The organism is Thioalkalivibrio denitrificans, from assembly GCF_002000365.1.
GTDB lineage: Bacteria > Pseudomonadota > Gammaproteobacteria > Ectothiorhodospirales > Ectothiorhodospiraceae > Thioalkalivibrio_A > Thioalkalivibrio_A denitrificans.
In genome coordinates, this window is sequence record NZ_MVBK01000028.1 from 22651 (window position 1) to 35131 (window position 12481).

The following is a 12481-nucleotide window of genomic DNA, read 5'->3' on the forward strand; positions in this document are numbered from 1 at the left end:
TCCCATGTCCAAGCCCACCGACAAGCCCGTCTACATCGAGCCCAACTACACCTACGGCGACGCCACGCTGCACTACATCCAGCAGGCCGCCGAGCACGGGCTCTACGAGATCCGCGGGCTGGGCGCCAAGCGCCGCGTGCCCACCTTCGACGATCTCACCTTCCTCACCGCGTCGGCCTCGCGCTACCCGCTGGAGGGTTACCGGGAAAAGTGCGAGACGAAGACGGTGCTCGGCACCCGCTTCGCGAAGAAGCCCATCGAACTGGGCATCCCCATCACCATCGCCGGCATGAGCTTCGGCGCGCTCACCGCCCAGGCCAAGGACGCCCTCGGCCGCGCCGCGGGCGAGCTGGGTACCTCCACCACCACCGGAGACGGTGGCATGACCCCGGAAGAGCGCCGCTCGTCAAAGACACTGGTCTACCAGTGCCTGCCGTCGCGCTACGGCTTCAACCCCGACGACCTGCGCCAGGCGGACGCCATCGAGCTGGTGGTCGGGCAGGGCGCCAAGCCCGGTGGCGGGGGCATGCTGTTGGGCCAGAAGATCAGCCCGCGCGTGGCCGGCATGCGCACGCTGCCCGAAGGCATCGACCAGCGCTCCGCCTGCCGCCATCCCGACTGGACCGGCTCCGACGATCTCGCCATCAAGCTCTCCGAGCTTCGCGAACTCACCGACTGGCAGCTGCCCGTGTACGTGAAGATCGGCGCCACGCGCGTGAAGAACGACGTGAAGCTGGCCGTGGCCGCCGGCGCCGACGTGGTGGTGGTGGACGGCATGCAGGGCGGCACCGCCGCCACGCAGCAGGTGTTCATCGAACACGCCGGCATCCCCACGCTCGCCGCCCTGCGCCAGGCCGTGGAGGCGCTGGAGGAGATCGACAAGGTGGGCGAGGTGCAGCTCATCATCTCCGGCGGTATCCGCAGCGGCGCGGATGTGGCCAAGGCGCTTGCCATGGGCGCCGACGCCGTGTCCATCGGGCAGGCCGCCATGATGGCGCTGGGCTGCAACGCCCGGCACTACCACATGAACGGCCGGCTGGTGGACGCCACGGATGATTACGCCGCCATCGGCACGGCCCCCGGCTACTGCCATCACTGCCACACGGGCCTGTGCCCGGTGGGCATCGCCACCCAGACCCCGGAACTTGAGAAGCGCCTGGACGTGGACTGGGGCGCGCGCCGCGTGAAGAACTACCTGCAGACGCTCACCATGGAACTCACCACGCTGGCGCGCGCCTGCGGCAAGTCCAACGTGCACAACCTGGAGCGCGAGGACCTCGCCGCACTCACCATCGAGGCGGCCGCCATGGCGAAGATCCCGCTGGCCGGCACCGACTGGATCCCCGGACACAACGGCTACTGAGCGCAGAACCGTGACCCGCGCCAAACGCAAGGTCGATGTCGTGCAACCGGTGACGGTGCCGCCCGAAGTCCCCCAGGCCGGGGACAGCGGCCTCGACCGCTACATCGGTCTCGTGCTGCGCGAAAGGCGTCAGGCCCAGTCGCTCACCATCGCCGACGTGGCGGGGCTTGCCGGTGTCAGCCGCGGCATGCTCTCGAAGATCGAGAACGGCCAGGTCTCCCCCAGCCTCGATACCCTGCGCCGCCTTGCCGCCGCACTCGGCATGACGCTGGCACAGCTGTTCAAGAACCTGGACGTCCCCGAGGGTGGCGCCCAGCACGTCAAGGCCGGCGAGGGCCTCGAAGTCGTACGCCGCGGCACCCGCCGCGGCCACACGTATCATCTGCTCGCCTACGACCAGGGCCCCCGCAAGCAGGTGGAGCCCTTCCTCATCACCATGGACGACGCCAGCGAGGTCTTCCCCACCTTCACGCATCCCGGCGTGGAGTTCATCTACATGCTGGAGGGTCGCATCGAGTACAGGCACGGGCGCAACACCTACCTGCTGGAACCGGGCGACTCGCTCACCTTCAAGGGCAGCATCCCCCACGGCCCCGAGCGCCTGATCAAGGTCCCGATTCGCTTCCTCGCCGTGATCAACTACGGGGAGGAGGACTGACCCTGGGCGCCCCCCTCTCCAGCAAACTTGGCACAAAACCACACCGGTAGGAGCCCAGCCCCCTGGGCGAACAGATCTCCTCGGTAGTCCCACCATTCGCCTAGCCCGGACATTGCACCAAGGATCGCGAATGGATGTGGTCTCTCGGCCTGCGTCGCGCCGTCTCTGGAAGGANNGGTTCGACTGAAGAGCAAGCGAGGCAGGCCGAGAGACCGCAAACATCGCGATAGGCCGGCGGCGAGGTACAGATTGTCACCGCGGCTTTTCGGTCAAATATGCCAATTGATGCGCCTCTTTCAGAAGGTTACATAAAGCCGCCGGCCGCCTTGGTGCAATGTCCGGGCTAGGGGCTGGGCTCCTACACGGCTTGCAGGCAGAACCTGGATATCCACGCCTGGCCTCCTTGGCCTTGCTTCGATTCTGTTCCCCGTTCGAAAGACAAACTCCTTCGTCCTCCTTGCCGCCCGCACAACTTGTAACCCGTAACGTGATAGGTTACGCTCGGCCGTATGATACGGAGCTTCAAGAGCAAAGGGCTTGAGAAATTCTTCCTGAAGGGAACGAAATCGGGAATTCAAGCCAAGCACGCTGATCGATTGCGGCTGATTCTAGGCCGTCTGAATGCCGCCACCGACCCAAGAGATATGGATCTGCCCGGGCTGAAGTTACATGAACTCCAGGGTCGTCGCAGCGGGGTATGGTCCGTCTGGGTCAGCGGTAACTGGCGTATAACATTTCGCTTCGATGGAAGGGATGCAGAAGCGGTTGATTATGAAGATTATCATTGAGGTGTAATGATGAAGATGCACAACCCACCCCACCCCGGCGAAGTGTTAAGGGAATTATGCATCGGGCCGATGGGGTTAAGCATTACCGAGGCTGCGGAAGCGCTTGGCGTTAGCAGAAAGACGCTATCCGCCATTCTGAACGGCCATGCCGGCATTAGCCCTGAAATGGCAATTCGCCTTTCCCTGGCCTTCGGCACGTCTGCTGAGAGTTGGTTGAATCAGCAGGCCCAGTATGACTTGTGGGAGGCGGAGAAGAAGCGTAGCTCATTAAGGGTTAGAAGATTATCCGCAGCATGACGAAGTTGCGCCGAGGACATCATGGTCTGGTTCTATCAGGCCCGGGAAAGATGCTTGGCTTTGCAGGAGTTCAAGAAATCAAGGACAGCGCCGGAACCCAAAAGATCGACGAATGGTCCGAAGTGGATCAGTATTATGTCAGCAGCGCGCCTAGGCTGCCCCTTGGCGGTTGCCACGGAGACGAAGATGGACACGTGTTTGAGGAACTTGGACGGATCGTTGAAGAGGTCACTGGGCTGAATCGAAAGGATGGCAAGCCCTTGTCGCTGGCGACATCAGGGTGCGATATAGAGAGCCGGTTGCATAGCGTCGCATTGCTCCGTTGCACAATAACTACATAACGGCGAGTCTCGCCGTGCGCAAGCAGGAATCGGGTATGTTGGAATCTGAGAAGTCACCTGAGGCGCCAGGTTCAGAGGGTGGGCATGATTAAGGGTGCGTCCCTGCCGATATCGCCGACCCGGTGAGGGTGTTGCTATGCGAGACCTGACCTCCAAGCCGCCTTATCTATTCAAGCGCGTTGCGCCGGAGTTCGGGCTAAGGCTGATGCCAGCTTTGTTAGCTCACCGTTATTTGCATCTGCTTGGCGCTATCGCTGCGGGTGGAGGATGAGATCCCCCGAGGTCCCATAATGAATCACTCGACTAACCCCTATCGCTCCTACCTTGAATCGTGGTCTGCTGAGCTTAGATCTAGAGCCGACCGCGTTCGAGACCTTATTGGCAGCGCCCACTGGCTTTCGGTGGGGAGTCACAAGGAGAGCATTGTTAGAGAGTTCTTTTCTAGGTATGTGCCCGGTGAGGTCACTGTTGGCCATGGCTTCGTTCGTACTAGTGACGGGCAATGTTCCCATGAAATCGACGTGTTAGTCGGCGGGGGAGCGAAGCATCCACCATACTTCAATGAGGGTGGGCTTCAGATCTTGCCCCCAGAGGACGTGCTGGCCGCGATGGAAATCAAGACGAGATTCGGGGCTACGGAACTGCGCGAGGCCTTAGAGCGCCATGCCAGGAACCACACTATATTTCTCCAGTCCAGAGTTGATGTGATTCCATGGCAGGGCGCGTTCTTCTTTGAGTGTCGATCACCTTTTGATGCGAACCGTGTTCTGGATACGGTGGAAAAGGAAGTGAGGGTCATCCTCTCTTCCTACGGACCAAAGATCGACCAGTCCTCGGTAAGACGGAATTCCCTGCACTTTCCCCTTCCCACCTTCCTCGTTTTATTTGAAACCTGTTTGATCATGTTCCGCACTTGTGATGACCCAAGTATTGTGCACATCGACCTATTTGAATCCGAAAGTCTCAGTTTTGGTTTGGCAGCCATCGATTTTTTTTCCTATGCGGCATCGAGATTGTCCGGCTCCACTCTTCCCACTTCCCTTGAGCTCAGCCGAGAATACGTGGAACGTTATCATTGGCATAGGCGTACTTTGAGCATAGAGACTGAGAAATGAAGGAGATCGTATCTCTTCAACAGCTACTCAGTGAGCTGCGTCGATTTCCCGCCCTTGTGGTGGGCCCCGGCGTCACTTCGAATAGCGGAATTTCCAACGACATCGTGGACGCAATCCTGCGTGAGTTTGCAGACGAGTTCGAAAAGGACGCGAGTGTTTCTAACTACTTGGACTTGGTCGATTCGGTCGCCGACCCGGAATCTAGTGAGATTCCTCATATTGATGAGTGTATCCGAAAGCACGTCTTATCCATTCCCGGTGCTCCGCAGATCCGGCAGTTACTCCGAGTTGACTGGTCTACTATCGTTTCTCTCACCCCTGATGTTTGCCTAGAAGATGCGCTAAGAGAGCGCTTAGAGGGAACAGCTACATCGAGAACGCTCACCCTTGTCGACTGCGCAAGAGTGCTTCCGCAGTTTCGCACCACACCCATCTACCGGCTTTTGGGCAATCCGAGGAGCAAGAACGCGGAGAGCGGGCTTGTGACCCGTCAGTCTGATCTTCTAATACGCCAGCAATCGTGGCCCGATATGCTCAGAAGTTTTGCGGACTTTACGAAAGAAGCGCCAGTTCTAATCGTTGGTAATGAGGTCAACCAGGACCTTGTGGAGCGATTCTTCGCGGCGCTAGTCTCCCTGCCCTCGCCGCGCCCAAGGATCTTCGTGCACTTGAAGGGTGATCCCGTAGGGACGAATCGGGTTATCAGCAACTTACTGCGTGGCAAAGCGGACTTGATAGAAGTCGATTGCACCTTGAAGGAGTTTTGTCAAGCAATAGAAGACTATGTTCAGAAGCCCGAACAACTGGTTCTCCGGCTCTCGGACGAGCTGGCGCCATGCAAAGATCGAGTCTCGAAGGCGCTCACGAAGATTAAGTCCATCGTTTCCGTTGTTCCAGGTGACTTACCGGAACAATTTGATGTGGCGAGTCGACACCATCAGTTATTGGACGGCCTGTTTAGGCCAACGTCGCTTGACTGGAGCCCCTTCTTGGCAGACCTCCACTTACCAAGAACGCAATCGCACGAGCTAGCTCAATCGATACATCTCCGCCTCGGTGTTACGGATCTTACGCGCATGCATTGTTTTATTCTTCGGGGCGAAGCTGGCACAGGAAAGACCTGTGTGATGAAGGAAGTGGCGGTCATTCTTGCAAGGAAGGGGTACTTGGTACTTTGGATAAACAGGCTGCCCATCGATTCGGCACCCCAACTCGTGCGAGATCTAGCGAGAACTCTTGCCGACATCACATCAAAGGGACGAAAGGAAGCAGCTCCAAAGATTGTCGTCCTCTGCGATGAGCCTTTGTCCTCCAGAATCACGCCTTTCGACTTGGCCTATGAAATTAACGCATCTGGCGCGCCGGTCGCCCTTGTTTTTTCCTGTAGGAATACCGATTTCATTTCCGAGTCCGGTGTTTCGATTCCCCTCCCCGTGGTCCCCGATGAGGAAGTGGAACTGTCCGTGGAACTGGACCAGGGAGAACAGGAAAGACTGCCAGACGTGCTGATTAAGATAGGTGCTGCGTCGGACCGAGAGTCGGCAATCAAGAGTATGCGAGAGCTGTCCACTCGGAACTCCGCGGACATTCTTTGTCAGCTCTGGTTTCTCATTCCAGTCACTCGTTCTGCTATCACGATGTCTCTTGAAGATGAGTATATTGGTCTTGCAGAGGTCGAGCGGGGAATTGCAGCGCTAGCGGAGGATGGGGGACGGATTAGTGCGCAGGCGCGCCTTGCGTATGAATGTGCTGCGGTGTGCAGCGATTTCAAGCTAGGAATCCCAACAGAAGTGCTTGTCCGAGCACTGGAGATTTCGTTCTCAGAATGGATTGATATGTGTCTCGATGGCAAGCCTCTTTGGGGGCTTTTGTATCCTGAAGAACATGTGAATACTGGAGAAACGGTGTACTGGACGCGAAACGATGTCGTAACCGCGGTGCTCATGCGGGTTTTGAACGGCGGGTTAGGGCACACCGGTGAAGTTCGGGTCCTGCGGCAGTTGATCAAGGCATGCTCCACAGGAACAGATGTGTACAGAACGTTTCTGGTGGACTTGCTGGTCAGAAACAGAAAGAAGCTCGGGGAAAGGTATAGTCTAGAGCAAGGAATTGAATTGTTTGAGCTTGCGCGCAAGAGTCTCCCGTTTCCCGATCGCACCATTGAGCATCAGTATGGCCTTTGGCTAAAGGATAAGGGCGCAGATCTTAGTTCGGCATACGATCAGCTTCAGAAGGCACTGGTGGCACCTGACTATCCGGCAGCGGCAAGCTCAGAACGACTGGAGCATATTCATACCTCTCTTGCGGCTACAGTGGTCAGTCAGGCGCGGGACGGGCACCGACCGTTGGAGTCGGCTTTCGCGGAGGTGCAGGAGCACCTCCGGCACGCGCAATCGCCTTCGTTCTTTAATCCCCATACCACTCATGTTTTTGGCACGCTGCTACTCGATCTGGCGCAGATGCACGCGGATGAAACAGAAACCGAGACTCAACTTCAAGCTGTTGCGGAAGCGCTGCCAGCTATAGAGAGGACTTTTCAGATCATTGGTGCCATTGGAAAGAAGGCCCGGCGCTTCGATAAGGATATCGAGATGCTGAGTGTTCTGCAGCAGCGCCTACTTGATTCTATGGACACCGATCGGGTCAAAGGCATCGCGGTGGAAATATTTGAGAGCAATAGAAACCAGATCGGATTTGCGGTAGTTGCTCGAAAGCTGCTTCTTGAGGCCTCAAAGAGAGGGAAAGGTAAAGATTATCGCGCTGCGAAGGAGTATTTGGATGAATGTGTCGAGCGCCTAACAACCGCCGGAGTCAAACCGAGCGACAGGTTGTTGGCTGCACGAGTCGATCTATACATCCGTTGGCAGCTTCAAGGGCAGGGTGGTAGCGTCGATTGGCAGAACATTCTGTCGGACCTAGAAACGATCTGTGCCTCACCGTTGTTCAGGGATGATGTGATAAAGCTGTTCTATTACGGTGTGGTGTTATTTCACCTAGACCGAATACCTGAAGCTAACGTGATCTTCTCGCGCTTGCGGAATACGGCAAGTCTTCCGAAGCTAAAGGGAGATGCGCGAAGCTACCTGCTTGGAGGGGGCGGATCGCCAAAACGCCTCCAAGGAGTCTTGAGAAAATCCCACGATCGATGGTACGTGGAGGTTCCAGAGCTGGGAACAGATCTTCCCCTGCGAAACGGCGAGGGCGCCCTCGTGAACGGACGAGATATTCATTGCTACGTAGGGTTTTCTTTCCTAGGCCCGTTCGCGATACAGCAGCGGCCAGATCCGAATGACCTATTGTTGCCCGCATGAAGCGAGGGGACAAAGGAAAAGAAGGACGTATATTGACGCCTCCCTTGTTTCAACCAGGAAGAGAAGTGGGGGGCCCTCGCAGAACAAGGCAATCAAAGTCAAGAGGACATATATGGACGCCTCCCTTGTTTCAAGGGCTGGACTGAACCGCTTGTGCGATCGCCGCCCGCGCTGAAATGCGGTTCGCGGACATATATCCGAGAGGAACAAGAAGAACAAAGGAAGAGGACACCCATCTTCCTGTTGACACCCCCACCCGAGCCGCCTAGCCTCTGATCCGTCAATCCGATCAAGGAATAAGGAGCATTCCTATGACCCGAGCCAGAAGGGAACTCGTTCATCCGGAGACCACCCCCTACTACCACTGCATCGCGCGCTGCGTGCGCCGGGCGTAACTGTGCGGCCAGGATTCGTTCTCGGGCGAGAGCCAAGGAGCCAAAGGGTATGGAAGAGCAGAAGGTCAAGGAGATCGTCAACGCGATCTACGAAGCGGCTGGTGTGCAGCGGCAGTTTTCGGGTTCAGTTAATGATCGCGTAGCCGAAGTTGTCGGAATAATGCTGCACGAGCTTGGGAGGTGCTCTGATGTATTTGCATGGGTGCCGAGGCCCCCAGCGGGAAAGGCCACCATTACGTGGATTGCTAGAAATATCTCAAGAAGCATGGTGGATAGGTTGAGAGACAGCGATTCACTCACGTGTTTGCGGGGCGTTGTCCACCGTTGGGGTGGTCAACTCCAACGCGCAGGGATGGGCTTATAAATGATCAAGAGATTCCTGCTTCTGTGTTTGTTTCTAGGCGCGATGAGCGTTTTTTCCGCTCATTCGGGAGATACGGATATTGGTGCGGAGTCGTGGCCGCCCACAAGTTGTAGTGATGATGATTACTGGATGTTCTTCGCCGAGCTCGCGTTGTGCGTGTCGAAAGCGGATGTACTGCGTGTTGAGCATCTGAATTTGAGCGATCCATCGATATCCATAACCATGCGAGTTAACGAGAGAGCGCTTGAGGTGGGTCTGTTGTGGTTCGAAAAGAGTGCCGCTGTGGCAGGGATTCATGATTATCTTGATGTTGCGCCGGAGGAGGTCTTCAGTGTCCTCACAGGTGAATTGCCGCATGAGCACCGGAATGTGGTTGAGGAAATACTTTATGTGAACGATAAGACTCGCATAACAGTGTACGAGGGCAAAGGAATCATTGCCTATGCGTTGATTCGGCCCGTGGCCGAGCATAGTTCGATCTATGTCTTTCGTCCGGAGCAAGAAGGCGTAATCAAGGTGACGGGTCCATTGGAGAGCGAGGACGTGGAAATATTGTTGTCCTTCATCCGATGGTGATCTCTACCCCGCTTCGATGAAGGCTCAGGAACAGATTGAATCTGACCGGCTTCGCCATTTCCCGATTCCATAACTGGACGCCTGTACTCGATGCTTATCACTTCGAATAAGATCAGAGTACTTCGCTTGTTTGTGTGGGCCTTGTCAATAGGTATTTCCATATTGTATATGGTGACGGTCCTCTATCTTGGGTCCCAGGCAATTCCTGTACTCTCGTCCAGCGGTCCGCGTGGTGGCATGATGGATTTCTTCTTGTTGATATTTCTAGTGCCTCTAGCAATTGCATGGGTAATGATTTGGAAGCTGATTGAGTACCTCCGTTTTCTGGAGTTGGCCAAGGAAGTGGAGAAGGGCAGGGTTAAATCGTCACTATGAATCGTTTCTGTACGACAAAGAGGACATCCATCATTTGGTGGACACCCCCACTCGAGCCGCCTAGCCTCGGATTCGTCAATCCAATCAAGGAAGAAGGAGCATTCCTATGACCCGAGCCAGAAGGGAACTCGTTCATCCGGAGACCACCCCCTACAAGGAGAAAAGGGGACGGAGGAATTAGTTTTCCCTGGCGCTCCCAGGAGCAGAGAAGTGGGGTGTGCTCGTTTGTTCGCCAACTCCTTTGAAGATCATGATTTCGGTGTCGGCTGGTCAGAGAATGACGAACACGCAGTGTTTCGGCGGCAACTCGCGGCGCAGCAGAGGGAGAGTCAGGAGTACATGCAGCGCCTGCTCGCGCTATACGGTGAAGAGTGACAAGACACTTTGGTGGAGCCGACGCGCTAAAGAGCGCGCGGCTCACCTCGGTGTTATAGAAGCAGGACTCTATGAGATGCCCTGACTGTGCAAGTGAATACCACCTCACCTGGTCTCGCTACTTTCGGGCGTGGCGAGGCAGAATGACATGTCCGCTTTGCGGGGTCCATTTGAAGGGTCGCCATCGCTGGTTCTACTGGGCATTTCTGCTCCTGGGTTCGCTGCTCGTGTTCGCATCGGTGATACCAATAGCGGGGCCGCGGGTTGGTATTTTTCCCGCCTTGGTCATAGCGGCCGCTGCAGCCTTTGTGGTCCTCATGCCGCTCGATAAGTATATGGAGTCAAAGTATGGCATTCTGAAAAGAGTGGACGGCGAGAAAAGGGAACGGAGGAATTAATTCTTCCGAATGATGACGATGTGAGACCTAAGAGAAGTGGGGTGTCCTCGCCTCTCCTTTTGCGATGATTCCCCCTGCGGAGCGTGGACATCAGGGTCAAGATCGCTTCTTGAAACACTTGGATAGAGAGATGCAATCATGAGAATGGCAATTGCCCTGGTTCTGACAGCGACGCTGGCGATGGGAGCGCTTTCCACGCAGGCGGATCCATTGACGGACAAGAAGGCCCTTGAAGGCGTCGAGCAGGGACGCGTGGTGTTTGACCTGAACAACAACCACCCGCGGGTGCTGGCGCTATACCTGGCGGTGATCCGTGAGACATACGAGGATCTGGTGGGGCAGGGAGTGGAACCGGATATCGTCCTGGCATTCCGGGGGCGGGCCGTCACTATGATCGCCTTCTCAGAGGAGCGGGAGCGTTTCGATCTCCTGGAATTCGACTACCTTGATGAGATCGAGGAGCATATCGCGGCACTGAAGGACAAGGGTGTCCGGATGGAGTCCTGCGGCGTGGCCACTCGCCTGTTCAATGTGGATCACGGGGAGTTGCTGCCCGGCATCGAGCCCGTTCGCAATACTTTCGTCTCACTGACCGGCTACCAGGCCCAGGGCTATGCCATCATCCCCATCTATTGAGCAGCTCCGGTGGGCAACTTCACGTGCCTGCTCGAGTCGAGACCTATAGAGGGTCAGGTCCCGCGCGAACCCCAGGAGGCAAAGTAGTAGAGCACAGTTTGCCGTCTCCGTAGCCTCGGCCTGTCTGTTGCCGCCCTTTACGTTGTGGAGAGATGGGAACGGGGCATTGGTTTCTCAGGATGACGCCGATGTAACACCGGAGACAGGTGGAGTGTCGTCGCTTGTCCTTACCGCTACAAGTCGTCTTGATTCCATCAGGAAATAGCGAGTGCAAACAGTGGGCGCGAGTACAGCTTTCGTGGTGCTGGCGGCTCTTTTCTGGGGCTTGTCAGGCGGGATCGGCGGAATTCTTATGGCCGATGGCTGGGATGCGTTCGTGGTGTCGTTCTACCGCGGTGCAATCGGGCTGCTGTTCGTTCTCGTATGGCTGGCGCTTCGCCCGCAGGGCAGCGGGCTGTCAAGTGGCCGGTTATGGTTCTGGTCAGCCATCGCCGGTGTCGGCGTGGCAGGCAACTTCTCGTTCTATTTCGTGAGCATCGCACACGGAAGCGTTGCCGTGGCGGCGACGTTGATGTACTGCGCGCCGGTGTTCGTATATCTCATTTCGTTTTCACTGAAGCTTGAAAGCTCCACCGCGTTCAAGTGGGTGGCGATAGCGGTGGTGATGCTCGGTATCGTGTTGCTCACACAGATTTACAATGTCGGTGCGAGCGGCATCACGCCGATCGCCATGGGCGCCGGTCTACTCGCCGGACTGTCCTACGCGATATTCATTTTCGGCTTCAAGTACGCCGCGCCGCACGGCAGCCCCCAGGCGATTCTCTCAATAGCGTTTGCGGTGCTCATCGCTATTCTTATCTGGCCGAGCAGTAACGACCAGATCGTTGCAGCGCTGGGCACGCCGGACTGGCCACTGTTCGCAGCACTGGGTGTGTTCGGCGCGGGACTGTCGTTCGTTTTTTATATTATCGGCCTGAAACATACTGCACCGGCCGTGGCCTCCATTGTGGCAATGGTCGAACCGGTCACCGCGTCGCTGTTCGGCGTCATTGTTTTGAATCAATACCTGGTAGGTCCGCAAATCCTGGGTATGGCGCTGATACTGGTCACGGTCACGGCGTTGAGTGTGCATTCGAGATCCGCGCGACCACCTACCGATTTGTCCACCCGTTGATTGATGTTCGAACCCGGATTCCAGAAGGGAACAGATAAGGAACGTGGTAAAGGGATATAGGGGACGGAGGGATTTTCTCAGAGGGATTCTCTCAGGCGAGCCAGGCGCCCATGAATCTCCGGACTTGCTTTGGCTACCCGCGAGGTAACGATCTGGCGCCCTGTCGGGGCATGTCCCGCAGAGTGCCGACGAGGATCAGGCGGTCCTGGTTAGCCGGCGAGAGTTGAGCCGACGTCAGGCGACAGACGGTACTTGCCAGGTACGAAAACCCGGGCTAAAGGATTGTCTACACCTCCGAAGACAGACGCGGTCCCT

Annotated in this window: 9 protein-coding genes and 1 pseudogene; all 10 read left to right on the forward strand. The window is 56.8% G+C overall.

Annotated elements, in window-relative coordinates; genetic code table 11:
- The first annotated feature begins 4 nt into the window (after positions 1 to 4).
- The 10 genes and pseudogenes from B1C78_RS04910 to B1C78_RS04975 all read left to right on the forward strand — a co-directional run bounded on the left by B1C78_RS04910 (position 5) and on the right by B1C78_RS04975 (position 12166).
- Positions 5 to 1363 (forward strand): FMN-binding glutamate synthase family protein, encoded by a 1359-nt coding sequence (locus B1C78_RS04910; protein ID WP_077278035.1) that lies wholly within the window; start codon positions 5 to 7, stop codon positions 1361 to 1363.
- A 10-nt stretch (positions 1364 to 1373) separates the two neighbouring features.
- On the forward strand, positions 1374 to 2021 hold the full coding sequence (locus B1C78_RS04915) for a helix-turn-helix domain-containing protein (protein ID WP_139349810.1): 648 nt from the start codon (positions 1374 to 1376) through the stop codon (positions 2019 to 2021).
- Between the two features lie 509 nt (positions 2022 to 2530).
- Positions 2531 to 2809, forward strand: a complete 279-nt coding sequence (locus B1C78_RS04920) for a type II toxin-antitoxin system RelE/ParE family toxin (RefSeq protein WP_077278036.1) — start codon at positions 2531 to 2533, stop codon at positions 2807 to 2809.
- Positions 2810 to 2818: 9 nt separating this feature from the next.
- Positions 2819 to 3106 (forward strand): HigA family addiction module antitoxin, encoded by a 288-nt coding sequence (locus B1C78_RS04925; protein ID WP_077278058.1) that lies wholly within the window; start codon positions 2819 to 2821, stop codon positions 3104 to 3106.
- 631 nt (positions 3107 to 3737) lie between these two features.
- The gene (locus tag B1C78_RS04935) at positions 3738 to 4562 is read left to right on the forward strand and encodes a DUF6602 domain-containing protein (protein WP_139349811.1); all 825 of its coding nucleotides are present in this window, start codon (positions 3738 to 3740) and stop codon (positions 4560 to 4562) included.
- Positions 4559 to 7873 (forward strand): P-loop NTPase, encoded by a 3315-nt coding sequence (locus B1C78_RS04940; RefSeq protein WP_077278038.1) that lies wholly within the window; start codon positions 4559 to 4561, stop codon positions 7871 to 7873. The genes B1C78_RS04935 and B1C78_RS04940 overlap by 4 nt, the downstream gene beginning before the upstream one ends.
- Before the next feature lie 311 nt (positions 7874 to 8184).
- Positions 8185 to 8265: pseudogene (locus tag B1C78_RS04945) on the forward strand (transposase); the annotation flags it as partial.
- 367 nt (positions 8266 to 8632) lie between these two features.
- A complete protein-coding gene (locus B1C78_RS04955) occupies positions 8633 to 9208 on the forward strand; it encodes a hypothetical protein (RefSeq protein WP_077278040.1) in 576 nt (191 codons plus the stop codon).
- A gap of 1292 nt (positions 9209 to 10500) precedes the next feature.
- Positions 10501 to 10992, forward strand: a complete 492-nt coding sequence (locus tag B1C78_RS04970) for a DsrE family protein (RefSeq protein ID WP_425443957.1) — start codon at positions 10501 to 10503, stop codon at positions 10990 to 10992.
- A gap of 277 nt (positions 10993 to 11269) precedes the next feature.
- Complete coding sequence (locus B1C78_RS04975; RefSeq protein WP_077278060.1) at positions 11270 to 12166, forward strand: DMT family transporter; 897 nt, start codon at positions 11270 to 11272, stop codon at positions 12164 to 12166.
- Positions 12167 to 12481 lie beyond the last annotated feature (315 nt).